Here is a 24520-nt window from a genome sequence, read left to right as displayed (position 1 = left end):
TCGCTACATCTCCTCGGCTACGTAACTGCGAAGCCAGGTCCGGAAGTCCGGGCCCAGGTCTTCACGTTCGCATGCGAGTCTGACAATGGCACGCAGGTAGTCGCCGCGGTCACCGGTGTCATAGCGGCGGCCCCGGAAGACGACGCCGTGCACGGGGCCGCCGACCTTCTCGTCCGTGGCGAGCTGCTGGAGGGCGTCGGTGAGCTGGATCTCGCCGCCGCGGCCCGGCTCGGTCTTGCGCAGTATGTCGAAGACGTGCGGGTCGAGGACGTAACGCCCGATGATGGCGTAGTTGCTGGGCGCGTCCGCCGGGTCCGGCTTCTCGACCAGGCCCGTCACCTTCACCAGGTCGCTTTCGTCGGTGGACTCGACGGCGGCACACCCGTAGAGGTGGATCTGCTCGGGTGCGACCTCCATGAGCGCGATGACGCTGCCGCCGTGCTGCTCCTGGACCTCGACCATGCGCGAGAGCAAGGGGTCGCGCGGGTCGATCAGGTCGTCTCCGAGAAGCACCGCGAAAGGCTCGTGGCCGACGTGCGGGGCCGCGCACAGGACTGCGTGGCCGAGTCCCTTGGGGTCGCCCTGGCGCACGTAGTGCATGGTGGCGAGGTCGCTGGACTCCTGGACCCTGGCGAGCCGGTCGGCGTCGCCCTTCTTCTGGAGGGCCGACTCGAGCTCGTAGTTGCGGTCGAAGTGGTCCTCGAGGGGGCGCTTGTTGCGGCCGGTGATCATCAGGACGTCGTCAAGACCCGCGGCCGCGGCCTCTTCGACCACGTACTGGATCGCCGGCTTGTCGACGACCGGCAGCATCTCCTTGGGAGTGGCTTTGGTCGCCGGCAGGAACCGGGTACCGAGGCCTGCTGCAGGGATGACAGCCTTGCTGATCCTGGGGTGCGACTCAGTCATGCCCGCAACCATATCCGGTGGCTATGTGCGGAATCTGTAGCTCCGGTTAATTCACTCTCATATGAGCGTATTAGGAAGTTACAGGAGAGACCTGTGAGTCACGTTGGGTCCGAGTCAGAGCCTGACAAGAGAACGTTGCGGCGAGAATTCCTCACGGTGAGAAACGGGTTGACAGACGATGACGTGCGGGAGACAACCGCAGCTCTCGCCGCCCGCGCCCTGGAACTGCCCGAGCTGGCGCACGCGCGCACAGTGGCGGCGTACGTCTCGGTGGGGAGCGAGCCCGGCACCCTCGCACTCCTGGACGCGCTCCACGCGCGGGGCGTGCGCGTGCTGCTGCCGGTGCTGCTGGCGGACAACGACCTGGACTGGGGGGCGTACGCCGGAGTGAGCTCCCTCGCGCGGGTCCAACACGGCGGAAAGATGGCCCTCTTGGAACCGGCGGGCGAGCGACTGGGGCCCGCGGCCGTCCAGGAGGCCGACGCGGTCCTGCTGCCCGGTCTCGCCGTCGACGCGCGCGGAATGCGCCTGGGGCGCGGCGGGGGCTCGTACGACCGCGTGCTGGCCCGTCTGGAGCGCGCGGGGGCCGATCCCGCGCTGGTGGTGCTGCTGTACGACTCCGAGGTCGTCGAGCGGGTCCCCGAGGAGCCGCACGACCGGCCCGTCCACGCGGTGGTGACCCCGTCGGGCGTACGCCGCTTCCGCTGAGGTCTTCCACCTGCGCCTCCGGCAACGCGAAAGGGCCCTCCACGCGCGCGTGGAGGGCCCTTTCGACAGGTCAGCGCGTCACGGTTTCAGGACCAGTGTGTCGCTCGTCCCCTTCTCGACCGCTTCCTTCGAGAAGGACCAGTCCAGCAGTTGGCCCTCGGCCCAGATGTCCGTCTGGTCGGTGTAGTGGGCGCTGTAGGCGTGCCCGGAGGCGCCGGTGAGGTTGATCCACTTGGACTTGTCGAGGTCACCGAGGTTGACCACCATCCGCATGGACGGCACCCAGACCACGCCGTAGCCGCCCGCCGCGTTCCAGCCGGTCGCGTTGACCGTCGCCTCGCCGCCGCTGAGCTTCCAGGGGCCGCGGTTGAGCATGTACTGCAGGTAGGCGGGGCCTTCGGTTCCCAGGGTCTGGTTCTTCAGGAACAGGCGGTGCAGCCGGCCCCAGTTCCAGGTGTCGATGTCCTTGCCGAGCTTGGCGGTCAGCTCCCAGCGGGCGTCCTTCAGAGCCCGCCCGAACAGCTCGTCACGGGTGTCGGTCGCCTTGTCGAGGCGCGTCTTGGGCGACTTCCACCAGTCGCTGTCCTCGTCGTCGATGATGTTGCGGACCACCTCGAACCAGCGGTCGCCGCCGTCCGGCTGCGCCTTGTCCGCGGCGCGCTGGCCGCACTCGCGGACCGTCTGGTCCTCGTCGGCGGGACCGGTGGTGTCGACCGGGGCCACGTTCAGGCACTGGCCCTCGACGCGCAGCTCCTTGGGCAGCTTGTTGCCGAATGCGAGCTTGAGGATGTTGCGCCAGACCGAGTTGAAGTAGGCGGCAGCGGCGGAGTCGGCGTCCTGGGTGTAGTCCCAGCCCTCCAGGAGCTTCTGCGCCTCGCGGACGTCAGGGTCGTCGACGTCGATCTTGAGCAGTTTGGGCACCAGCAGCTTGGCGATCTCGCTGCTGTTGTCGAGCTGCATCTGGCGCATGTCCTCGGTCGAGATCTTGCCGCCGTCCTTGATCTTCGACTCGATCAGGTCGGTGATCCGCTGACTGCGCGTTCCGTAGCCCCAGTCCGTGGTGAGCGTGTAGGGGTACTTGTCCTTGTCGACGACAGCCTGGTTGGCGGTCACGATGTAGCCGCGGTCCGGGTTGTACTCGTAGGGCAGCTCGGCCTGCTTGATGTAGCCGGTCCAGTTGTACTTGGAGTCCCAGCCGGGCGCCGGGAGCGAGCCGTCGCCCTTCCCGCGCGTGGGGATCTTGCCGGGCAGCTGGTAGCCGATGTTGCCCTTGGTGTCGGCGTAGATCAGGTTCTGCGAGGGCACGTCGAAGGACGCGGACGCGTTACGGAACTCGGTCCAGTTGGAGGCCTTGTCCAACTCGAAGACGGCGTCCATGGAGTTGCCCGGATCCAGCGCGGTCCAGCGCAGCGAGATGCCGTAGCCGTCGCCGCGGTCGGGCGCCGCGGAGTCGACGGTGGCCTTCTCGCCGACCTTGACGAGTTCGTCGTTGCGGTCGGACACCAGGGGCCCGTTGTCGGTCTCCCTGACGACGATCGTCTTGGAGTCGCCGCCCGCGACCTTGATGGTCTCCTTGCGGGTCGTGAAGGGCTTCACCTTGCCGTCGACCTGGTAGCCGTCGCCGGTGAGCTTCTCCAGGTAGAGGTCGGTGACGTCGACGCCGGAGTTGGTCATGCCCCAGGCGATGTCCTGGTTGTGGCCGATGATCACACCGGGCATGCCGGCAAACGTGTAGCCGGAGACGTCGTACTGGCAGGTGGCGGAGACGGTGGTGCAGTGCAGGCCCATCTGGTACCAGACCGAGGGCAGCGAGGGCGACAGGTGCGGGTCGTTGGCCAGCAGCGGTTCGCCGGTGATGGTGTGGTCGCCGTCGACGACCCAGGAGTTGGAGCCGATGCCGTTGCCGTTCACTCCGACGGCCGTCGGCAGGTCGTCGAGGACGTCGTAGAGCCCCGACAGCTGGCTCTCCAGGCCGGCGGGAGCCGTGGTGTCGCCCGCGAGCCCGGTGCCCGCGGAGTCCGTCGTGGTGCTGCTGCCGCCCTGGACGTACGACTGGGTGGCGCTGTCGTACTCGCCCTCCTGGACGATCGTCTGGTTCCGGCTGTACGGGTACTCCGGGTACAGGTCCGCGATCTGCTGCGGGCCCAGGCGGCTCGTCATCAGGGAGCGGTCGATCTCGTCGTCCATGTTGCCGCGCAGGTCCCAGGCCATCGCCTTGAGCCAGGCCACCGAGTCGACCGGGGTCCACTCCTGGGGCTTGTAGTCGTTCTCGAAGCCGAGGGCCGCGTACTCCAGGGAGATGTCCTTGCCGTCCTTGCCCTTCAGGTAGGCGTTGACTCCCTTGGCGTAGGCCTGGAGGTACTTCTTCGTGGAGTCCGACAGTTTGGTGTCGTACTCCTCCTTCGCGACCCGGTCCCAGCCCAGGGTGCGCAGGAACTCGTCGTCATCGACCGTCCCGGAGCCGAACATCTCGGACAGCCTGCCCGAGGTCATGTGACGGCGTACGTCCATCTCGTAGAACCGGTCCTGCGCCTGGACGAAGCCCTGCGCCATGAAGAGGTCCTCGTCGGACGAGGCGTAGATCTGCGGGATTCCGTAGCTGTCCCGCTTGACGTCCACGGGTCCTGACAGGCCGTCGAGCTTGATCTCGCCCGTGGTTTGCGGGAAGGAAGCGCGCACTGTGCTGACGGTCCAGAACCCGCCGAAGGCGACGCCGCCGATGATGGCCAAAACCAGGACGATCAAGAACAGTCGGGCTTTGCGCCCCTTCTTCCTGCCGGACTTGCCGGGCTTTTGGCCGGAAGAGGCGGTGGTGTTGGGGGGCATCGCTGTCCTTGCTGTCCTAACGCGAGCGGCAGGCGGTCCTGGAGTGCTGGAGCAACCATAGGCGCAGGGCCCACCGCGCCTTGACGCGGAGTCGGGTACCCGAACGGACGGGCGTTCGATCTTGCCCCCGGGAACGTCAAGAAAGCGTCAAGAGTTAGGTAAGGTAACGAAGTACTTGCACTGAAGTGCTCGGCTTCCGGTGTTCTGATCCGAGGGTTCCGATCCGCGTGTGCCGATCTGAGCGTTCTGATCCGAGTGACCGGATTGACGAGGAAGGAACGGCCGCTGACTGTCCACCACCTCAACCAACTCCTGCTCGTGTGCTCGCTCGTTCTGCTCGTCGCGGTGGCAGCGGTTCGGATCTCTTCGCGCAGCGGGCTCCCCACCCTGCTCGTCTACCTGGGCATCGGCGTCGCGATGGGCCAGGACGGGATCGGCGACGTCCACTTCAACAATGCCGAATTGACCCAGGTCATCGGGTACGCGGCCCTGGTCGTGATCCTGGCCGAGGGCGGCCTCGGCACGAAGTGGAAAGAGATCAAGCCCGCCCTTCCGGCCGCCACCTCGCTGGCACTGGTCGGCGTCGCGGTGAGCGTCGGAGTGACGGCCACAGCCGCTCACTATCTGATCGGGCTGGAGTGGCGGCAGGCGCTCATCATCGGGGCGGTGGTGTCCTCGACGGATGCGGCGGCGGTCTTCTCGGTCCTGCGGAAACTGCCCCTCCCCGCGCGCGTGACGGGCGTTCTGGAAGCCGAGTCGGGGTTCAACGACGCTCCGGTGGTCATCCTCGTCGTCGCGTTCTCCACGGCGGGCCCGGTGGAGCACTGGTACGCGCTGCTGGGCGAGATAGGCCTGGAGCTGGCCATCGGCGCGGCCATCGGCATCGCGGTGGGCTTCCTCGGCTCGTACGGGCTGCGGCATGTGGCGCTGCCCGCCTCCGGTCTCTATCCGATCGCCGTGATGGCGATCGCGGTCGTGGCGTACGCCGCCGGCGCGCTCGCCCACGGCAGCGGCTTCCTCGCCGTGTACCTCGCGTCGATGCTGCTGGGCAACGCGAAGTTGCCGCACTGGCCCGCCACGCGCGGTTTCGCCGAAGGGCTCGGCTGGATCGCCCAGATCGGCATGTTCGTGCTGCTCGGCCTGCTGGTCACGCCGCACGAGATGGGCGACGACATCTGGCCCGCGCTCGTCATAGGCCTGGTTCTCACCATGGTGGCGCGGCCGCTCAGCGTCGTGCTGAGCCTGCTGCCGTTCCGCATACCGTGGCAGGAACAGACGCTGATGTCCTGGGCCGGACTGCGCGGCGCCGTGCCCATCATCCTGGCGACCATCCCGATGGTGAGCGGCATCGAGGAAAGCCGCCGCATCTTCAACATCGTCTTCGTACTGGTCGTCGTCTACACGCTCATCCAGGGCCCCACACTGCCCTGGCTGGCCCGCAAGCTGCGGCTGGGCGAGTCCGGCGAGGCCGCCGACCTCGGCATCGAATCAGCCCCCCTGGAGCGGCTGCGCGGCCATCTGCTGTCCGTCGCGATCCCGAAGGGTTCGCGCATGCACGGCGTCGAGGTGGGCGAGCTGCGCCTGCCGGCGGGCGCTGCCGTCACCCTCGTCGTACGCGACGGGAAGTCCTTCGTACCGCTGCCCACGACCGTGCTGCGGCGCGGCGACGAGCTCCTCGTGGTGGCCACCGATCCCGTCCGGGACGCGGCCGAGAGGCGACTGCGCGCGGTGGGCCAGGGCGGCAAGCTGGCCGGCTGGCTGGGACCGGAAGGCGAAGGTCACAACCATTGAACGGAACGTCGAGCGAGACGGCGAACGAGACATCGGCCGGGACATCGGCTGGGGTATCGGCTGGGGTATCGGCTGGGACATCCAGGCGAACAGGGCCTTAAGCGTCGATATGCATTCGCAGGCGAACGATGCCATGGTGCTCGTTTTCACAGGCAGTGGACCGTTCATCCCTGTACGATGAAGGCATACCTAGATCGAACCAACTCTGCCTGACGCAGAGCTGGCGCGACCGTATGGCGGCCGCGGTGCCCTCGCAGTGGGCAGCCGGTATCTACCGCAGTTCCGCGCAAGAGGACAGCTCTCGGCGCCCCCCGCACGGGCGCGCTACCAGGTGGCAGAAAGGCACGGGCCGTGGCATCCACGGTCACCTCCCGCCCCGGGTACGGGCAGCTGCTGCGCACGCGCGGCGCCTGGACGTTCCTGCTTCCCGGCTTCGCCGCACGCCAGCCGTTCGCGATGCTCACCATCTCCATCGTGCTGCTCGTCCAGCACACCACCGGCTCGTACGGAACCGCCGGCGCCGTCGCCGCCGTGACCGGTGTCTCCATGGCACTGTTCGCGCCCTTCACGGGGCGCCTCGCCGACCGGCTCGGGCAGCGGGCGGTACTGCTCCCCGGCGTCCTGGTGCACACCCTGTCGGGCCTCTCCCTGACCGCGCTCGCGCTGGCGGACGCCCCCTTGTGGGTCCTCTTCGTCGCCGCCGTGCCGACCGGCGCCTCGGTTCCGCAGATCGGCCCGATGGTGCGTGCCCGCTGGGGCGTCAAGCTCCAGGGCTCGCCGCTGATGACCACCGCGGCGGCCTTCGAGTCCGTCACCGACGAGCTGACCTTCGTGTTCGGCCCACTGGTGGCGACCGCGCTGTGCACGACCGTGGACCCGGCCGCCGGCCTGCTGACCGAGGCCGCGCTGACGCTGGTCGGCGGTCTTCTGTTTGCCGCGCAGAAGAGCACGCAGCCCGCTGTCGCTTTTGACGGGCACGCGCGCGTGGAGCACGTTTCGGCACTGCGCGTCCCCGGTGTGCGCGTTCTGATCGTGGCCTTCCTGGGAATCGGTTCCGTCTTCGGCGGCATGCAGGTCTCCCTCGCCGCGTTCAGCGAATCGATCGGCGAGCCCGGCCTGAACGGTGTCCTGTACGGCGTCTTCGCCGCGGGCAACATGCTCTCCGGCGTCGCCTTCGGCGCCATCGCCTGGAAGGTGGCCCCGCAGCGACGGCTCGTCCTCGGGTACGCGGCCCTGGCGCTCACCGCCTCCGGCCTGTGGGCCGCCCACTCCGTGATCGTGCTCGCCGGGATCGGTCTCCTGGTCGGCATGTGCATCGCTCCGGCCCTGATCACCGGCTACACACTGGTCGAGAGCCTGGTGCCCGCCGGCGCCCGCACCGAGGCCTTCACCTGGCTCACCGGCGCCGTCGCGCTCGGTCAGGCGGCGGCCGTCACGGTCTCCGGACAACTGGAGGACCGCTTCTGGGACGGCGCCGGTTTCCTGGTGCCGATGGCCGGTACAGCACTGGCTCTGGCGACACTGGTGGGCCTGCGATCACGGCTGGCGACGCGGCCCGCGAGCCGCACCGTCGCACGTGGCGTGGGTCACCGAGTGCCGGTGGCGGTGGACTGATCTCTCGGAATACGTCACTATGGACCGTCGTTAGCACTCATTGAGTGAGAGTGCCAGGAGGAAGACCAGTGCCGACCTACCAGTATCAGTGCACCGAGTGTGGCGAGGGCCTCGAGGCGGTGCAGAAGTTCACCGACGATGCCCTGACCGAATGCCCCAACTGCGGTGGCCGCCTGAAGAAGGTGTTCTCGGCCGTCGGCATTGTCTTCAAGGGCTCCGGCTTCTACCGCAATGACAGCCGCGGTTCGTCGACGAGCACCTCGCCGGCGTCCACGCCTGCTTCGAAGCCGTCGTCCACACCCTCGACCACTTCGTCGTCCTCTTCGGACTCAAAGTCGTCGGGCAGCGGCTCGTCCAGCAGCAGCTCCGCCGCGTAAGGCTTGTTCTTACGGGACCCCGTCGTCGTACGACGACGGGGTCTTCGGCGTTTCCTGGCCCGGCTAGGGTGCGGTCCATGGCGAACACGGAGAATGCGCAGAGCCCGGCCGGAGAACAGCCGGCGGACAGGGCCGAGATCGGGGTCATCGGCGGCTCGGGGTTCTACTCCTTCCTCGATGACGTGACCGAGATACAGGTCGACACCCCCTACGGGCCGCCCAGCGACTCCCTGTTCCTCGGCGAGATCGCCGGGCGGCGGGTCGCCTTCCTGCCCCGTCACGGCCGCGGCCACCATCTGCCGCCGCACCGCATCAACTACCGGGCCAACCTGTGGGCGTTGCGTTCCGTCGGCGCACGACAGATCCTCGGGCCCTGCGCGGTGGGCGGTCTGCGACCTGAGTACGGGCCGGGAACACTGCTGGTGCCGGACCAGCTGGTCGACCGTACGAAGGCGCGGGCACAGTCGTACTTCGACGGTCTTCCCCTGCCGGACGGCACGGTGCCCAACGTGGTGCACGTGTCGCTGGCCGACCCGTACTGCCCCGTCGGTCGCAAGGCCGCGCTCGAAGCTGCGCGCGGGCGGGACTGGGAGCCGGTGGACGGCGGCACCCTCGTGGTGATCGAGGGCCCGCGGTTCTCCACCCGTGCCGAATCGCTCTGGCACCAGGCGCAGGGCTGGTCCGTGGTGGGTATGACCGGCCACCCCGAGGCGGCGCTCGCGCGCGAACTGGAGCTCTGCTACACGTCGTTGACCCTCGTCACCGATCTCGACGCGGGGGCCGAGACCGGCGAGGGAGTTTCGCACGACGAGGTGCTGAAGGTGTTCGCGGCGAATGTGGACCGGCTGCGGGGTGTGCTCTTCGGCGCGGTCGCGGGGCTGCCGGCGAACGGAACGCGGGACTGTCTGTGCACTACGGCGCTGGGCGGGATGGATCCGGGGTTCACGCTGCCGTAGCGCGGGACCCCTGCAGTCGTTCAGCGCGTCGCAGGAGGGGCGGAACTTCCCGTTCGGGTGAGGGAGTTGTCCACAACCCGTCGGTGGTCCACGGGCTCCGGCGGGCTCGGCCGTGAGGCCTCATCGTGGGATCGCAAGCAGCCGATCTCTCGTCGCAGGTGGTGGTCACCATGGCACAGCCCTCTCAGCTCGCTCCTCTCACTCCTCCCGTACGCCCGCCGGGCGCGGACGCGCCTCCGACCTGCGAGGTACCTCACTTCGCTCCCGTACGCGTGCGCGGCGGGCGGTATCAACTGCGGCGCCTCACCCGGCACAAGCGGCGGGCCGTGGCCGCGGGGCTGGCGGTCACGGCGGCCGCGCTCATCGCGGCCGGCCCTCGTGACGCCGAGCGGGCACGCGGGCATCCCGCGGGCGCTGCCCGTTCCTCTTCCGCATCCGCGTCGGCTCCCGAACGCGAGCGCCGCGCGGCCGAGATGGTGACTGCGCCGGTGCGGATCGCCGACGCGGCCACGGTGCGGTTGTTGCGGCGCGGGGACCGGGTCGATGTCGTCGCCGCGGACAACGGCGGCGAGGCACGGGTGGTCGCGGCCGGGGTCCGGGTGACCGAGGTGCCGGAAGTCGATACCACCCAGGCCGGGGCGCTGGTCGTCCTCTCCGTCCCGCGGACCACGGCGACGCGGCTGGCCGGCGCGAGCGCGACCTCACGGCTGGCGGTGACGGTGTGCTGAACAACGTGCCCGACCGTGACGCCGTAAGTGACGAATCGGTGTCAAGTCCCTCGTTCGAGCTGCCGAATTGGACAGGCCCGGCACGCCCTGACGTAGGTTGCGGAGCTGTTTGTTCCACAACTTGTGCAGAAGGGCCCCTCGGTGAGCGAGAAGAAGAAACCCGGTGTGCTGGAGGGCTTCAAGGCCTTCCTGACGCGGGGGAACGTCGTCGACCTGGCAGTCGCGGTGGTCATCGGCGCGGCCTTCACCAACATCGTCAACTCGGTGGTGAAGGGAATCATCAACCCACTGGTGGGCGCGTTCGGGACCAAGGACCTCAACCAGTACAGCTCGTGCCTGAAGTCGCCGTGCCATTTCGACGAGGCGACGGGCACGGCCACAAGCGGCATCCCGATCATGTGGGGCACTGTCCTCAGCGCGACGCTCACGTTCTTGATCACCGCGGCCGTCGTCTACTTCCTGATGGTCCTGCCCATGTCCAAGTACCTGGCCCGGCAGGCGGCCCGCCAGAAGGCGAAGGAGGGCACGCAGGAGGTCATGGAGATCACCGAGCTGGAGGTGCTCAAGGAGATCCGCGACGCCTTGGTGGCGCAGCGCGGTTCGGGGCACAGCGAGAGTTAGCGGCACGGCTGTGGGCCGGGGCCCGGCGGTGGTGGGGCGGGGCCAAGACACGCTGGGGCGAGGCTAAGACGTGGTGGGGTGAGGCTAAGGCGTGGTGGCGCGGGGTTCAGATGTGGTGGGGCGGCTTCTCGTCGAGGAAGCGCTTCAGGTCGGCCGCGCTGTCGCTGTCGCTGCCGGACCGCTCGCCCCACCCGCGGTCCGTATCGTCCGAGGACTGCTGGCTCAGCGGGTCGTCGAAGACCAGCGCGGCAGGCTTGGGATCGCGCGGTTCGGGGGCGGGGGCGGTACTCATGCCTTCAGGGTACGCCGAGGGGGACGGCGGCCCACCCCGGCTCAGCTGGGGGCCTCGGCACCCCGGCGGGCACGCCCGCGACGAGGAACTGACCGGCCGCGTCGGTCCCCCAGCGGAGACCGAAGGTCCTCCCGTACGGCGGGCGCGGGTCGCCCTGCCCCGTCTGACCAGGTCATCCCCGGGGGACGTTGGACCCGAGTCTGCTTGTGAACGCATTCACAAGAATTTCCGGGACTTTTCTGCTGTGCTTGGCCGTATGACGTCCCGTGCCAGTTCCAGTTCCAGTTCCGGCTCGAGCCCCGGTGCCGGTTCCGCATCCGCATCCGCATCCGCACCGACCTCACGGCCTGCCGGTCGTGGGCCGTTGCGCACCATGGCCGCTCGTGGCCGCGACGAGGCACACCGGGTCGCGTCGCCGCTGGAGCTCTTCTTCGACCTGTGTTTCGTCGTGGCCATCGCCCAGGCGGGCATCCAGCTGGTGCACGCCGTGGCCGAGGGACATGCGGGTGAGGGCATCCTCAACTACGCGATGCTCTTCTTCGCGATCTGGTGGGCCTGGATGAACTTCACCTGGTTCGCCTCGGCGTACGACAACGACGACGCGCTCTACCGGGTCGTCACGTTGGTGCAGATCGCCGGTGTCCTCGTACTCGCCGCCGGGGTGTCGCGGGCGGCCGAGGACCACGACTTCCTGCTCGTCTGGCTCGGGTACGCGATCATGCGGTTCGCGATGATCGCGCAGTGGCTGCGGGTGGCACGGTCCACCGAGGGGGCCGAGAGAACCATGGCACTGCGGTACGCGGGAGGCGTGCTGTTGTGCCAGGTCGGCTGGCTGGGGCTGCTGGTCCTGCCGGAGTCCGCGCGGCCCTGGGTGTTCCTGGTGATGGCCGTCGCCGAGTTGTGCGTCCCTCTGTTCGCGGAGAAGGATGCCAAGTCGTCCTGGCATCCGCACCACATCTCCGAGCGGTACGGCCTGTTCACGATCATCGTCCTGGGCGAGACGATCGCCGCGGCCACGGTCGCCGTGAAGTCGGGCGCGGACGAGAACGAGGCGCTCGGAGAACTGCTGCCGATCGCCGCGGGCGGGCTGCTGATCGTCTTCTCCGCGTGGTGGATCTACTTCGTGGTGCCGATCCACGGACATCTGCGGACCAACAGGCAGGCGTTCCTGTGGGGCTACGGCCACTACCTGGTCTTCGCGTCGGCGGCCGCGATCGGAGCGGGGCTGGAGGTCGCGGTCGAGCAGGCGGTCGGCAAGGCGCACATCTCGACGCTCGCCGCGTCCGCCGCGGTGACACTGCCGACGGCGCTGTACCTCCTCACCGTGTGGCTGCTGCATTCTCGCTACTTCAAGGTGGGCATCGCGCAGCAGGCCGTCCTGCCGACCACCGCCTTGCTGGTCATCCTGTGCACGTTCCTGGGCGACTGGGCGGTGCTCGCGGCGGGCGTCGTATCGGCGCTGTCGGTGGCGGTCGGGGTGACGTTGACGGCGCGGATGGTCACGCGGGAGGAAGCGCGGGCCGCGTAGCGGGAAACACTGTCGCCATGACAGTTGACGCTCTGACGGATGTCGCGGGTCTGCGGGTGGGGCACGCGACGTGTACCGGCGACGGTTGGCTCACCGGCACCACGGTCGTGCTCGCCCCTCCGGGCGGCGCCACCGCGGCCGTGGACGTGCGCGGCGGCGGGCCAGGCACCAAGGAGACCGACGCGCTCGACCCGCGCAACCTGGTGCAGAAGGTCGAGGCGGTCGTACTGACCGGCGGCAGCGCGTACGGACTGGACTCGGCGTCCGGCGTGATGGCCTGGCTGGAGGAGCGCGGACGCGGGGTGCGGGTCGGTCCCGATCCCGCGCACGTCGTGCCGGTCGTTCCCGCCGCCGCCGTCTTCGACCTGGGCCGCGGCGGCGACTTCCGGGCCAGGCCGGACGCTTCCACGGGGCGCGCGGCGGTCGAGGCGGCCGACGCGAGCGAGCCCGGCACTGCGGTGCGGGAGGGCTGCGTGGGCGCCGGTACCGGGGCGGTGGCCGGCACGGTCAAGGGCGGCATCGGCACCGCGAGCGTCGTGCTCGACTCGGGGATCACGGTGGCCGCGCTGGTGGTGGCCAACGCGGCGGGGTCGGTGATGCAGCCGGAAACGGGGGCGCTGTACGGGGAGTTGCTGCAGGGGCGTACGCCGTATCCGTCGGCGGAGGTGCACGAGGCGGCGCAGCGGCGGCTGGCCGAAGCCATCGCGAGGAACGGAACTCCCCCGCTGAACACCACGCTCGCGGTCGTCGCCACCGACGCCGACATCTCGCGCGCGCAGGCGCAGAAGCTCGCGGGCACGGCGCACGACGGCATCGCGCGCGCCGTGCGTCCGGTGCACCTGCTGAACGACGGGGACACGGTGTTCGCACTGGCCACGGGTGCCCGGCCACTCGCCGACGAGCACCCCCTCGCGCTCAACGCCGTTCTTGCGGCGGGCGCGGACGTGGTGACGCGGGCGATCGTACGGGCGGTGCGGGCGGCGGAATCGGTGGACGGGGCGGGTGGGGTGTGGCCGGCGTACGAGGAGCTGTACGGAGGTCGGTAGGCGGGAGGCGTGCCGGGGGCGGCATTTGGCGGAGGTGCTGGCGGAGGGCTTGGAGGGGCTGGAAGGGCGGGACCGGGGCTGATGCCGGGTGGGTGGGTCGGGGGCGTGCCGGTACGTCCGCCCGTCGCCGCCGGATCAGACGTTGGCCGGGCAGGGAAGCGTCCGGTGACGCGAACGTACGCGACGGGCTTTGGACGTACCGGCACGCCCCCTCCCGCCGGTGGGCGGCTGCGGGGTGTCCGGTGTGTCTGGGGTGTGTGGAGGGGGCGGGCGGTAGGGGCTAGGAGCCGGGGCGTTTCGGGGGCGGGCGTTGGGGGATTGTCCCGGTTCTGTCACGTGATGGTGTTCACCGGCGACGGAGGGAACCCTTCCCGGCGCCGGTCGCTCTTTCTCGACGTACTGGAGCGGATCACGCACATCACAAGAATCTGGAGCAGCCCGTGGCAACGCCGGACAATACAGCGCGGCGCGCACTGGGGGCCTGTGCCGCCCTGATGGTCGGCGCCCTCACCCTCACCGCCTGCGGTGGCAGCGCGAACGCCGACAGCAAGAACGGCAAGGACGCAGAGAACGGCGGGAGTTCGGTCAAGACGTCCACGGCGAAACTCGTCATCTCCGCCAAGGACGGTTCGACGGACGCGTCGATCAACGCGACCGGCGTGAAGGTCAGCGACGGCAAGCTCACCGACGTGAAGATGACGGTGTCGGGGACCGGGGCAGCCGTACCCGGCGCGATATCCGCGGACGGGAGCTCCTGGAAGCCGAAGGAGCAGCTGGAGCGTGGGACGAAGTACCAGATATCGGCCACCGCGAAGGACTCGAGCGGGCGCACCTCCGCTGCCAACTCCATCTTCACGACGGTCACTTCCAGCAACAGCTTCATCGGGACGTACACGCCCGACAACGGCACCACGGTCGGCGTCGGGATGCCGGTCTCCTTCAACTTCGACAAGGTGATCAGCGACAAGAAGGCCGTGCAGTCGCACATCACGGTCTCCTCGAGCAGCGGGCAGCAGGTGGTGGGGCACTGGTTCGGGGCGCAGCGGCTCGACTTCCGGCCCGAGGAGTACTGGAAGGCCGGTTCCAAGGTCACAATGAAGATCGACCTGGACGGCGTCGAGGGCGCGAACGGCGTCTACGGCGTGCAGAAGAAGACCGTCACCTTCACCATCGGGCGTTCCCAGGTGTCCACCGTCGACGTCAACACGCAGACCATGACGGTCGTGCGGGACGGGAAGACCCTCAGGAAGGTCCCGATCTCGGCGGGCAGCCCGGATCACACCACGTACAACGGGCAGATGGTGATCTCCGAGAAGTTCACGCAGACGCGGATGAACAGCCGGACGGTCGGACTCGGCGGCGAGTACGACATCCCGGACGTGCCGCACGCGATGCGCCTGACCACCTCCGGCACCTTCATCCACGGCAACTACTGGTACAACAAGGGCAATCCGCCCTTCGGCCGGGAGGGCACCAGCCACGGCTGTGTGGGGATGGCCGATGTGCAGGGTGCTCAGGGGGACACGACCGCCAAGTGGTTCTACGACAACTCCCTCATTGGGGACGTCGTGACCGTCGAGAACTCCCCCGACAAGACCGTCTCGCCGGACAACGGGCTCAACGGCTGGAACTTGTCGTGGAGCGCGTGGGCCGCGGGAAGTGCCGTCTGACGAGGGCTTTTTGACGCTCGGGCGGGCCGCGTGGGAACTTGCCGCGCGGCCCGTCCGTTTTCCAACCGTACGTTTTCTCGGTTCGCGGACATGATGTCCGACCGAGGGGCTACGGTATGCACCCACAAGGTGACATGCAGCAACGCCGGGAGAAACCTTGAGCGTTCCGTACGAGACAGCAGCGTACGAACCACCCGAGTCGCCCGAGTCTCCGGAGGAGCATCTCGCGCGACTCCTCGGTCGCGCCCTGAACTCCTTCGAACTGCCGGACGAGACGATACGGCGGCTCGACTGTGCGCTGGCGCACGACAGTTCGCTGCACTCCGCGCACCACAGTGCGGGGCTGCACCGCGAGACGTACCGGCACACGTGGCTGCTCGCCGACGGCTCGGCGGTCACGCTGTGGGAGCTCGTGCACAACACGGCGCCCGGCAGCGATCCGCAGCACGAGGTGTACGTCGACGACGACGAGCTGCGCGCCGCCACGGCCCGCCTGCCGCTCCCGGCGGACGCTCCGGACTTCGAACTGGCCGTACTGATGCAGCTGTCGCCGATTCCCGCGCCGCGGCACGAGTACGTGCCCGACGACTCGCCGGATCACGCGCGACGGCTGCTGCGGCGGGCGGAGAACCCGGACCAGCCGGGGGCCGACCTCGCGACACTGCTGATGCGCGAGGCGTTCGCGCACCAGATCACCCAGGCCTTCGGCCGCCCCTGCCGGACAGGCCGGCCCGGGATGTCCTTCTCGCTCTACGAGCACGCGTTCCTGCTGCGGGACGGGCAGGAGATCTCCCTGTGGGAGGTCGAGCACACGGCGACGCCCGACCGGCGGCACATGTGCGAGGTGTACGACACGGAGGACGCGGCGCGCGATGCGATCGAGCGGCGCGCGGCCCGGCTCGGCTGAGACCGGCTCGACTCGGCCGAGACCGGCCCGGCTCGGCTGACATCACCACCGGGGAGCAGCCGCAGGGCAGTTACGGGCGGCTGTCGCTGAACTGGCGTACCAGGCCGGCGAAGGCGGCGTGCTCCTCCGGGGTCAGTTCGACGGACTCGGTGTCCGGACCCGACTGTCGCTGGCGGGGCATGGCCCGGAGCGCGTCGCCATGACGCCGGAGCACGGCTTCGGAGCGGTCCCGGCGCAGAAGGCGTACCAGGCCGACGACCCAGATGACGGTCGCCAGGGCGAGGGCGGCCACGCCTGTCAGCTGGAGGATCGACACGTGATCGGGCATGCGCCCCAGTAGACACCACGGTCCGGGACTTTGGTCCCGGACCGTGACGCATCTCGCAGATGCGGTGAACAGCTCACCAGTGCCCTAAAGGGGCAGGCGGTTGGCTCTTCAGGCGGCTGCCACCGGCTCCTTGCGTTCGGCCTTCGCCGATATCGGAGCGTCGGCAACCCCTGCGCCGGCGACCCCGGGAGCCTGCTTGCGCATGCCCTTCAGGACGACCACCAGGGCGGTGGTGACGCAGACGCCCGCGGCGATGGCGACCAGGTAGAGGAACGGGTTGCCGATCAGCGGGACCACGAAGATGCCGCCGTGCGGGGCGCGCAGGGTGGCGCCGAAGGCCATCGACAGCGCGCCGGTGACCGCGCCGCCCACCATGGACGACGGGATGACGCGGAGCGGGTCCGCCGCGGCGAAGGGGATCGCGCCCTCCGAGATGAAGGAGGCGCCGAGGACCCAGGCGGCCTTGCCGTTCTCGCGCTCGGTCTGGGTGAAGAGCTTGCCGCGGACGGTCGTGGCCAGGGCCATGGCGAGCGGCGGGACCATGCCGGCCGCCATCACCGCGGCCATGATCTTCATCGCCGAGTCGCTGGGGCTCGCCACCGCGATACCCGCCGTGGCGAAGGTGTACGCGACCTTGTTGACCGGGCCGCCGAGGTCGAAGCACATCATCAGGCCGAGCAGGGTGCCCAGGAGGATGGCGTTGGTGCCGGTGAGGCCGTTGAGCCAGTCGGTCATGCCCTTCTGCGCGGAGGCGATCGGCTTGCCGATGACCACGAACATCAGGAACCCGACGATCGCCGAGGAGATCAGTGGGATCACCACCACCGGCATGATGCCGCGCAGCGACTTGGGGATCTTGACCTTCTGGATCCCGATGACCACCGCACCGGCGATGAGACCGGCGGCCAGACCGCCGAGGAAGCCCGCGTTGATGGTGAGGGAGATCGCGCCGCCGACGAAGCCGGGGACAAGACCTGGCCGGTCCGCCATGCCGTACGCGATGTAGCCGGCGAGGACGGGGACGAGGAAGCCGAAGGCCACGCCGCCGATCTGGAAGAACAGCGCACCCCAACTGTCCGCCTGCAGCCACATGAAGTGGTCCATGACGGACGGCGCCTTGTTGACCTGGTAGCCGCCGATCGCGAAGCCCAGGGCGATCAGCAGACCGCCCGCGGCGACGAACGGCACCATGTAACTCACGCCGCTCATCAGCCACTTGCGGAGCTTGCTGCCGTAGCCCTCGCCGGACTCACCGGTGCGCTCCACGGGTGTGCCGGGCGCGGAGCCCGCGGTGACCTCGCCGCGCTCCGCCTTGCCGCGGACCTCGGAGATCAGCTCGGTGGGACGGTTGATGCCCGCCTTCACGCCGACGTCGACGGTCGGCTTCCCGGCGAAGCGGTCCTTGTCCCGTACGGGGACGTCGTGCGCGAAGATCACGCCGTCCGCCGCCGCGATGACCGCGGGGTCGAGCCGGGTGAAACCGGCCGAGCCCTGCGTCTCGACGACGAGTTCGATGCCGGCCTCGCGTCCCGCGTTCTCCAGCGACTCGGCCGCCATGTAGGTGTGCGCGATGCCGGTGGGGCACGAGGTGACGGCGACGATGCGGAAGGGTTCGCCGCCCTCGGTGGCGCCCGGCGCCGGGGCGGGTCCGTCCTCGACGGTCGCACCCGGTGCCGGGGCCGTGCCGCCCGCGGCGGAGTCGGCGGAGGCCGCCGCGTTCGACTCCGCCGCGGAGCCATCGGAGGCGGCCGGGGCCGCCGCGGGCTCGTCGCCCCGGATCAGCGCGGCCGCGGCCGCCGCGTCGTCCACGGCCCGCAGCGCGGACGTGAACTCGGCGTTCATCAGGTGCCGGGCCAGCGACGAGAGGATCGTGAGGTGGGCGTCGTCCGCGCCCGCCGGGGCGGCGATCAGGAAGATCAGGTCGGCGGGCCCGTCCGGCGCGCCGAAGTCGATCCCCGCCGCGCTGCGCCCGAAGGCGAGCGTCGGTTCGGTGACGTGTTCGCTCCGGCAGTGCGGGATGCCGATGCCGCCGTCGAGGCCGGTCGGCATCTGGGCCTCGCGAGCGGCCACGTCGGCGAGGAAGCCGTCGAGGTCGGTCACCCGGCCCAGTGCCACCATGCGCTCTGCGAGGGCTCGGGCCGCCGCTTCCTTCGTTTCGGCGGACAGGTCGAGGTCGACCAGGTCCGCGGTGATCATCTCGCTCATCGCGGGCTCCTTCGCACGCGTATCGCCCGGGGGAAATTGTGGGCGGGGGCGGGGGTGGGGACAGGGGTGGGGACAGGGGTGAAGCTGAACGTGGGGAAGGGGGTACGGGGACTGGGGCAGGGACTGGGGCGAATCGCAGGGGCGGTGGAGGCGGGGCGGGGGAAGCCCCGCCTCCCCTCGGCGGCGGGACCGGGCCAGTCCCTTCGCCGTATGGCTGCGGCGGGGAAGGGGAGACCCCGCCGCTTCAGGGCCTGTTCAGGGGGTCCGCCGGAGCCATTGGGCTCGGGACCGACGGGGCCGGGGCCAGTGCGTCCAGGACCGGTGAGCCCGGGACCAGTGACTCCGGAACCGGTGAGCCCGGGACCAGCGACTCCGAGACCGGTGAGCCCGGGACCAGTGACTCCGAGACCGGTGAGTCCAGGTCCAGTGACTCCGAGACCGGTGAGTCCAGGTCCAGTGACTCCGAGACCGGTGAGTCCAGGTCCAGCAAGCCCAGAACCGAATCGAGAGCCGGCCCATCGTCCGGTGGCGCGCGCCGTCATGACACGGGCTCCGTCAGTACGCGGTCCACCGGGATCTCCGCCGTGACCGTCACGGCGGAGGGGTCGAGGTCGGCCGGGCCCGGCATCACGCTGCCGGGGAGCTGGACGGCCGCGGCGCCGTGGGCGACGGCGGAGGCCAGGGCCTTCGGGCCGCTGCCGCCGGCGATCAGGAAACCGGCGAGGGAGGAGTCGCCGGCGCCCACGTTGCTGCGTACGGCATCCACCCGCGCGCTCGCGAACCAGGCGCCCGAGCCGTCCACGAGCAACTGGCCGTCCGCGCCCAGGCTCGCGAGCACGGCGCGCGCGCCCAGCTCGCGCAACTCCTCGGCCGCCTTCACCGCGTCGCCCACCGTGGCGAGGGGGCGCCCGACGGCTTCCGCGAGCTCCTCGGCGTTGGGCTTCACCACGTCGGGCCGCTCGCGCAGCGCCGCGAGCAGCGCCGGACCTGAGGTGTCCAGCGCGATCCGGGCGCCCGCGGCGTGCGCCCGCGCGACAAGATCGGCGTACCAGGAAGGTGCGAGCCCGCGCGGCAGGCTGCCGCAGCAGGTGATCCAGTCGGTGGCGTCGGAGCGGTACTGGCCGCGGACGGTCTCCAGGAGCAGTTCGGCCTCGGCGGCGGAGAGTTCGGGGCCGGGCGCGTTGATCTTCGTCATCGTGCCGTCGGGTTCGGCGACCGAGATGTTCGAGCGGGTGGCTCCGGCGATCGGGACCGGCGCGACCTCGATGCCCTGGGCGTCGAGCAGGTCGGCGACGAGCGCGCCGGGCGCACCGCCCAGGGGCAGGACGGCGATCGTGCGCTGTCCGGCGGCGGCGACCGCGCGCGAGACGTTCACGCCCTTGCCGCCCGGGTCCATGCGTTCGCCGGTGGCCCGGATGACCTCGCCGCGGTCGAGCGACGGGACCTCGTACGTACGGTCGAGGGAGGGGTTGGGGGTGACGGTGAGGATCATACGCACTCGTTTCTCAACACACGGCGGCCGGATGCCGCTTGCAGCTCAATACACACAGCGCCTCGGAACACGGGGCGCTCTACACACACAGCACTTCGGTGCCGCCGCGCTCGATGGCGGTGGCGTCTTCCGGGCTCAGCCCGCGGTCGGTGATCAGCAGGTCCACATCGCTCAGGTCGCCGAAGCGGGCGAAGTGCTCCTGGCCGTGCTTGGAGGAGTCGGCGAGCAGCACCACGCGGCGCGCGGCGCGCATGGTCGCGCGCTTGACGGCGGCTTCCGCGAGGTCGGGGGTGGTCAGGCCGTACGAAACGGAGAAGCCGTTGGCGGCGATGAAGAGGACGTCGGCGCGGATCTCGCTGTACGCGCGGAGCGCCCAGGCGTCCACGGCGGCGCGCGTACGGTGCCGCACGCGCCCCCCGACGAGATGGAGCTGGATGCCGGGGTGATCCGCGAGGCGGGCCGCGATCGGCAGGCTGTGGGTGACGACGGTGAGCGTCGCCTCCAGCGGGAGCGCTCCGGCGAGCCGGGCGACCGTCGAGCCGGCGTCCAGGATCACTGTGCCGTCGTGGGGCAGTTCGGCGACGGCGGCCTGGGCGACGCGGTCCTTCTCGTCGGCCGCCGTGTACTCGCGTTCGGCGAGGTCGGGCTCGAAGTCCAGGCGCCCGGCCGGTATCGCACCGCCGTGCACCCGGCGTACGAGACCCGCACGGTCCAGGGTCTTCAGGTCGCGGCGGATGGTCTCCGCGGTGACCTGGAACTCCTCGGCCAGTGACACCACGTCCACCCGGCCGCCGTCACGGGCGAGCCGGAGGATCTCCTGCTGCCGCTCCGGTGCGTACATGTCCGTTCGCCTCCGACTTATGCCCGAACCTGTGGTTTCACTCGGAGGCTACGCCCGCATTTCCAGAAAGTAAACAGGTTCGGGCGTGATCCGGGCATGAACGGACTTTCGTTGCCGAAGGCAATACAAGGAGGGCCACACGAAGGGGCCCGGCACCTGAGGTGCCGGGCCCCTTCGGTCCTGGTTCACGAAACGAGCTCGGGCTCCTTCGTGAGCTCGTCGGAGGACGCGTCCTCCACGCCCTCCAGATGCTGCGCCGGCCGCTTCGGCAGCGCGAACATCAGCAGGAAGATGACCGCCATCACCGCCGCGACCCAGCCCAGCGCGTGCTGGAAGGCGTTCACGAAGGCCGGGCTGACCTCGGCCGGTGTCAGCCGGTCCCCCATCGTGCCGAAGAAGACGACGGACACCAGGCCGAGGCCCAGCGCGTTGCCCATCTGCTGCACGGTGTTGATGAGGCCGGACGCCGAACCGGCGTGCTCACGCGGCACGTCCGACAGCACCGCGTCCGTCAGCGGCGCCACGATGAAGCCCATCCCCGCGCCCATGACCACCAGCGGGAGCGCCATCTGCCAGGAGGCGATGGACATGCCGTACCGCTCGGACTCCCAGATGTAGAGCAGTACGCCCGCCGCCATGGTCAGCGCGCCCGTCTGGAGCACCTTGCGCCCGAAGCGCGGGACCAGCAGCTGCACCGACATCCCGGCCGCCGCCGACACCGCGATCGAGAACGGAACCCCGGTCAGGCCGGCCCGCAGCGGGCTCCACCCCAGTCCGATCTGCATGTACAGCGTCCACACCAGGAAGAAGATGCCGAGCGCGACCCCGAAGACGGTCTGGACGGCGATGCCCGCGGCGAAGCTCTTCGCCTTGAAGAGGGAGAGTTCGACGAGCGGCGAACCGTCGATCCGCGCCTTGCGCTTCTCGTACGCCACCAGCGCCGCGAAGACGACGAGCGCGCCGATCATGGACGCGTACCCCCACAGCGGCCAGCCCAGCTCCTCGCCGCGCGTCAGCGGGTAGAGCAGCATCAGCAGCCCCAGTGTGACGAGGGCGACGCCGACGAGGTCCAGCTTGAGGGCCCGCGGGGCCTTGGACTCGGTGATGAAACGGCGGCCCAGGATCAGGCCCGCGATGCCGACCGGCAGGTTGATGAGGAAGATCGGCCGCCACTCGAGCCCGAACAGGTTCCACTCGGTGAGCAGCGCGCCGAGCAGCGGTCCGGACACGGCGCCAAGGCCCACGACCGCGCCGAACAGACCGAACACCTTGCCCCGCTCGTGCGCCGGGAAGGTCGCGTGCACGATCGACAGCACCTGCGGCACCATCAGCGCGGCCATCCCGCCCTGGAGGATGCGGGAGGCGACGAGCATCTCCGGGTTCGCGGCGAAGCCGCACAGGGCCGATGCCATCGTGAATCCGCCTATGCCGACCAGGAAGAGTCGCTTGCGGCCGTGGATGTCGCCGAGCCGCCCACCGGTGATGAGTCCTGCGGCGAAGGCCAGCGCGTAGCCCGCGGTAATCCACTGGATCTGGCTGAACGAAGCCCCCGCGTCCCGCTGGATCGACGGGATCGCGATGTTGACGATCGTGACGTCGACCAGGTCCATGAAGGCCGCGGTCATCACGATCGCGAGTGCGAACCAACGACGCCGGTCGGCCACGGGGGCCGGGCTGTTGAGAGTGGTCTCGGTGGAGGTCATGGAACGAAGTTAGTGCGGCAATAGGTCAGATCGTGTCCTAGTTCTACGGCACTCTGGAAAACATGACTACGGATACGCCGGCCCGGCTGCTCCAGCTCCTCTCCCTGCTTCAGACGCCCCGCGAGTGGCCCGGCGGTGAGCTGTCCGAGCGGCTCGGGGTGTCCCGTCGTACCGTCCGGCGGGACATCGACCGGCTCCGCGAACTGGGCTATCCGGTGCAGGCGACCAAGGGGTCCGACGGCGGGTACCGGCTGGTGGCGGGGAAAGCGATGCCGCCGCTCGTGCTCGACGACGAGGAGGCGGTGGCGATCGCGGTGGGGCTGCGGGCCGGCGCCGGGCACGCGGTCGAGGGCATCGAGGAGGCCTCCGTACGGGCGCTCGCCAAGCTGGAGCAGGTGCTGCCGTCGCGGCTGCGGCACCGCGTGTCCACGTTGCAGGCGGCGACCACCCCGCTGACCAGCGGGGACGGGGCGAGCATCGCGCCCGAGACGCTGACCGTCATGGCCTCCACGGTGGCCGGCCGGGAGCGGCTGCGGTTCGCGTACCGAGCCAAGGACGGGACGCCGTCGCGACGGCTGACCGAGCCGTACCGGCTCGTCTCCACCGGCCGCCGCTGGTACCTCGTCGCCTACGACCTCGACCGCGAGGACTGGCGTACGTTCCGCGTCGACCGGGTCGCCGAGCCCTTCGCGACCGGGGCGCGCTTCGCTCCGCGCGAGTTGCCGACGGGGAGTGCGGCGGAGTACTTGCGGCAGTCGATGTACCGGCGCCAGGTGACGTACGACTTCGACGTCACCTTCGCCGCGCCCGCCGCGTTCGTCGCCGCGCGACTGCCCGCCTCGCTCGGGGCGCCCGAACCGATCGACGACCACAACTGCCGGCTGCGTTCCTCCGCCGGGGACGCCGTGGAGTGGCTGGCGGTGCGGCTCGCGACGGTCGACTGCGAGTTCACGGTGCGGGAGCCGGCGGAACTTGTGGTGTGTCTACGGGAGTTGGGGGCGCGGTTGACTCGGGGGGCGGGCGGGGGCGCGTCCTGACGTACGGAACACGCGGCGCCTGGTTGGCGTACGGGACTCGCGCCGTGCGGTGGCGCTGGATCCCGTACGTCAACCTCCCTGGCCTGTCACGTACTTGGCGCCTCCGTTGAGCCACACGTACGGCCGTGCGGGTCAGTTCGTCGCTTGCTCGGCGTGCCACGGAAAGTCGCGGAGGGACCCGAGATTGCGCAGCGCGAGCGCGACGGGCCCGGCCGGTCCGGTCGCCGGGGCGTCGCCGGCGGCCCATGCCTCCACCGCGACGCGCACCGCCGCGCTGGCCACGGCGGCGCTGAGACGGAGCTCGGGGGACAGCTCGAGGTAAGGCAGCGGGTGGCCGCCAGGCGCCCGGTCACCGGACTCGGGCACCCCGGCGGTCTGAGCCACCGCCCCGGGCACGGGCGCCCCGGCGGCCTCAACCCCCGCCCCGGGTACGGCGGGGATCCGCGCCGCCAGCACCTCCGCCAGCGTCCGCTCCGCCGTATGGCAGGCCTCGCCCCACACCCTCAGCAGGGCCGGGCTCTCCTCGGCCAGCCGGAGCAGGGAGCGGACCCACTGCAGGGACTCCTGGCGCACCCCGACGCCGGGCGTCAGCGTCTGGACGACGGCGTGGTGGAGGGCCTCGGGAACGGTCAGGTGGGCCGGGGCGTCGCGGACCATCTCGGCCCATCTCTGGGAACCGGCGGCGAAGAGGGGGCCGAGGGACTCCTCCTTGCTCGCGAAGTAGCGGTAGAAGGTGCGCGGGGCGATGCCGGCGGCGCGGGCGATGTCCTCGGCGCGGGTGGCGCGCAGGCCGTGGCGCATGAAGAGCCCGGCGGCGGCCCGGGCGATCTCCATACGGGTGGCGGCCTTGCGCCGCTCGATCAGCGTGGGGCGCTGCCCATCGGGCGGGGAACTCGGGGCGCGTTCACCGGACGGCGCCCGGCCGGCAGCGGCGCGTGGCGGGC

The 24520-nt window shown here is 70.1% G+C and carries 21 protein-coding genes; 12 read left to right on the top strand and 9 right to left on the bottom strand.

Features of this window, described 5'->3' with window-relative positions; all coding sequences use genetic code 11:
* Positions 1-3 precede the first annotated feature (3 nt).
* Positions 4-906: a UTP--glucose-1-phosphate uridylyltransferase GalU gene (galU, locus tag OG246_RS12695; protein WP_266460212.1), complete on the bottom strand. Its 903-nt coding sequence runs from the start codon at positions 904-906 to the stop codon at positions 4-6.
* A gap of 93 nt (positions 907-999) precedes the next feature.
* Between galU and OG246_RS12690 the strand changes: the two genes are divergently transcribed.
* Positions 1000-1614 (top strand): 5-formyltetrahydrofolate cyclo-ligase, encoded by a 615-nt coding sequence (locus tag OG246_RS12690; protein WP_266460209.1) that lies wholly within the window; start codon positions 1000-1002, stop codon positions 1612-1614.
* Positions 1615-1692: 78 nt separating this feature from the next.
* Here OG246_RS12690 and OG246_RS12685 read toward each other — a convergent pair whose 3' ends face one another.
* Positions 1693-4440, bottom strand: coding sequence for a penicillin acylase family protein (locus OG246_RS12685; RefSeq protein WP_266460206.1), 2748 nt, complete (start codon positions 4438-4440; stop codon positions 1693-1695).
* A gap of 249 nt (positions 4441-4689) precedes the next feature.
* Between OG246_RS12685 and OG246_RS12680 the strand changes: the two genes are divergently transcribed.
* From OG246_RS12680 to mscL, 6 genes are all read left to right on the top strand, one after another.
* Positions 4690-6231, top strand: a complete 1542-nt coding sequence (locus OG246_RS12680) for a potassium/proton antiporter (protein ID WP_266464150.1) — start codon at positions 4690-4692, stop codon at positions 6229-6231.
* Between the two features lie 351 nt (positions 6232-6582).
* Entirely contained in the window at positions 6583-7845 is a 1263-nt protein-coding gene (locus OG246_RS12675; RefSeq protein WP_266460197.1) for an MFS transporter, read from the top strand.
* A gap of 68 nt (positions 7846-7913) precedes the next feature.
* Positions 7914-8222, top strand: coding sequence for an FmdB family zinc ribbon protein (locus OG246_RS12670; protein WP_266460195.1), 309 nt, complete (start codon positions 7914-7916; stop codon positions 8220-8222).
* A gap of 77 nt (positions 8223-8299) precedes the next feature.
* Positions 8300-9178: an S-methyl-5'-thioadenosine phosphorylase gene (locus OG246_RS12665; protein ID WP_266460192.1), complete on the top strand. Its 879-nt coding sequence runs from the start codon at positions 8300-8302 to the stop codon at positions 9176-9178.
* A 170-nt stretch (positions 9179-9348) separates the two neighbouring features.
* A complete protein-coding gene (locus tag OG246_RS12660) occupies positions 9349-9906 on the top strand; it encodes a hypothetical protein (RefSeq protein WP_266460189.1) in 558 nt (185 codons plus the stop codon).
* Between the two features lie 141 nt (positions 9907-10047).
* Positions 10048-10527 (top strand): large conductance mechanosensitive channel protein MscL, encoded by a 480-nt coding sequence (gene mscL, locus OG246_RS12655; RefSeq protein ID WP_266460186.1) that lies wholly within the window; start codon positions 10048-10050, stop codon positions 10525-10527.
* A 106-nt stretch (positions 10528-10633) separates the two neighbouring features.
* Here mscL and OG246_RS12650 read toward each other — a convergent pair whose 3' ends face one another.
* Positions 10634-10819, bottom strand: coding sequence for a hypothetical protein (locus OG246_RS12650; RefSeq protein ID WP_266460184.1), 186 nt, complete (start codon positions 10817-10819; stop codon positions 10634-10636).
* Between the two features lie 373 nt (positions 10820-11192).
* On the opposite strand from OG246_RS12650, the gene OG246_RS12645 reads away from it, so the two are divergent.
* The 4 genes from OG246_RS12645 (at position 11193) to OG246_RS12630 (ending at position 15970) form a co-directional block, all read left to right on the top strand.
* The gene (locus OG246_RS12645) at positions 11193-12347 is read left to right on the top strand and encodes a low temperature requirement protein A (RefSeq protein WP_266460181.1); all 1155 of its coding nucleotides are present in this window, start codon (positions 11193-11195) and stop codon (positions 12345-12347) included.
* Between the two features lie 17 nt (positions 12348-12364).
* Positions 12365-13393, top strand: coding sequence for a P1 family peptidase (locus OG246_RS12640; RefSeq protein WP_266460178.1), 1029 nt, complete (start codon positions 12365-12367; stop codon positions 13391-13393).
* A 440-nt stretch (positions 13394-13833) separates the two neighbouring features.
* Positions 13834-15063: an Ig-like domain-containing protein gene (locus OG246_RS12635; RefSeq protein ID WP_266460175.1), complete on the top strand. Its 1230-nt coding sequence runs from the start codon at positions 13834-13836 to the stop codon at positions 15061-15063.
* A 157-nt stretch (positions 15064-15220) separates the two neighbouring features.
* Positions 15221-15970, top strand: coding sequence for a DUF6227 family protein (locus tag OG246_RS12630; protein ID WP_266460172.1), 750 nt, complete (start codon positions 15221-15223; stop codon positions 15968-15970).
* Between the two features lie 70 nt (positions 15971-16040).
* On the opposite strand, the gene OG246_RS12625 is transcribed toward OG246_RS12630, so the two are convergent.
* The 5 genes from OG246_RS12625 to OG246_RS12605 form a co-directional block, all read right to left on the bottom strand.
* A complete protein-coding gene (locus OG246_RS12625; protein ID WP_266460169.1) occupies positions 16041-16298 on the bottom strand; it encodes a hypothetical protein in 258 nt (85 codons plus the stop codon).
* 108 nt (positions 16299-16406) lie between these two features.
* Entirely contained in the window at positions 16407-18503 is a 2097-nt protein-coding gene (locus OG246_RS12620) for a fructose-specific PTS transporter subunit EIIC (RefSeq protein WP_266460166.1), read from the bottom strand.
* Positions 18504-19041: 538 nt separating this feature from the next.
* The gene (gene pfkB, locus OG246_RS12615) at positions 19042-19995 is read right to left on the bottom strand and encodes a 1-phosphofructokinase (protein ID WP_266460163.1); all 954 of its coding nucleotides are present in this window, start codon (positions 19993-19995) and stop codon (positions 19042-19044) included.
* A 79-nt stretch (positions 19996-20074) separates the two neighbouring features.
* Positions 20075-20836, bottom strand: coding sequence for a DeoR/GlpR family DNA-binding transcription regulator (locus OG246_RS12610; protein ID WP_266460160.1), 762 nt, complete (start codon positions 20834-20836; stop codon positions 20075-20077).
* Positions 20837-21021: 185 nt separating this feature from the next.
* Positions 21022-22539 carry an MFS transporter gene (locus tag OG246_RS12605; protein WP_266460157.1) on the bottom strand — a complete coding sequence of 506 codons (1518 nt, stop codon included), beginning with the start codon at positions 22537-22539 and terminating at the stop codon, positions 21022-21024.
* Positions 22540-22601: 62 nt separating this feature from the next.
* Here OG246_RS12605 and OG246_RS12600 point away from each other — a divergent pair, with 62 nt between their 5' ends.
* Entirely contained in the window at positions 22602-23576 is a 975-nt protein-coding gene (locus OG246_RS12600; RefSeq protein WP_266460154.1) for a YafY family protein, read from the top strand.
* A gap of 132 nt (positions 23577-23708) precedes the next feature.
* Here OG246_RS12600 and OG246_RS12595 read toward each other — a convergent pair whose 3' ends face one another.
* Entirely contained in the window at positions 23709-24440 is a 732-nt protein-coding gene (locus OG246_RS12595; protein ID WP_323178318.1) for a TetR family transcriptional regulator, read from the bottom strand.
* Positions 24441-24520 lie beyond the last annotated feature (80 nt).

The sequence above is a fragment of the Streptomyces sp. NBC_00620 genome, from assembly GCF_026341825.1.
In the GTDB taxonomy this organism is placed as follows: Bacteria; Actinomycetota; Actinomycetes; order Streptomycetales; family Streptomycetaceae; genus Streptomyces.
This window is presented reverse-complemented; position numbering and strand designations above follow the sequence as displayed.

Bases quoted from the DNA above. Each gene is read 5' to 3' on its own strand.
- galU (WP_266460212.1), bottom strand. From the start codon at position 906: ATGACTGAGTCGCACCCCAGGATCAGCAAGGCTGTCATCCCTGCAGCA.
- OG246_RS12685 (WP_266460206.1), bottom strand. From the start codon at position 4,440: ATGCCCCCCAACACCACCGCCTCTTCCGGCCAAAAGCCCGGCAAGTCC.
- OG246_RS12665 (WP_266460192.1), top strand. From the start codon at position 8,300: ATGGCGAACACGGAGAATGCGCAGAGCCCGGCCGGAGAACAGCCGGCG.
- OG246_RS12660 (WP_266460189.1), top strand. From the start codon at position 9,349: ATGGCACAGCCCTCTCAGCTCGCTCCTCTCACTCCTCCCGTACGCCCG.
- OG246_RS12650 (WP_266460184.1), bottom strand. From the start codon at position 10,819: ATGAGTACCGCCCCCGCCCCCGAACCGCGCGATCCCAAGCCTGCCGCG.
- OG246_RS12645 (WP_266460181.1), top strand. From the start codon at position 11,193: ATGGCCGCTCGTGGCCGCGACGAGGCACACCGGGTCGCGTCGCCGCTG.
- OG246_RS12640 (WP_266460178.1), top strand. From the start codon at position 12,365: ATGACAGTTGACGCTCTGACGGATGTCGCGGGTCTGCGGGTGGGGCAC.
- OG246_RS12625 (WP_266460169.1), bottom strand. From the start codon at position 16,298: ATGCCCGATCACGTGTCGATCCTCCAGCTGACAGGCGTGGCCGCCCTC.
- OG246_RS12620 (WP_266460166.1), bottom strand. From the start codon at position 18,503: ATGAGCGAGATGATCACCGCGGACCTGGTCGACCTCGACCTGTCCGCC.
- pfkB (WP_266460163.1), bottom strand. From the start codon at position 19,995: ATGATCCTCACCGTCACCCCCAACCCCTCCCTCGACCGTACGTACGAG.
- OG246_RS12610 (WP_266460160.1), bottom strand. From the start codon at position 20,836: ATGTACGCACCGGAGCGGCAGCAGGAGATCCTCCGGCTCGCCCGTGAC.
- OG246_RS12605 (WP_266460157.1), bottom strand. From the start codon at position 22,539: ATGACCTCCACCGAGACCACTCTCAACAGCCCGGCCCCCGTGGCCGAC.
- OG246_RS12600 (WP_266460154.1), top strand. From the start codon at position 22,602: ATGACTACGGATACGCCGGCCCGGCTGCTCCAGCTCCTCTCCCTGCTT.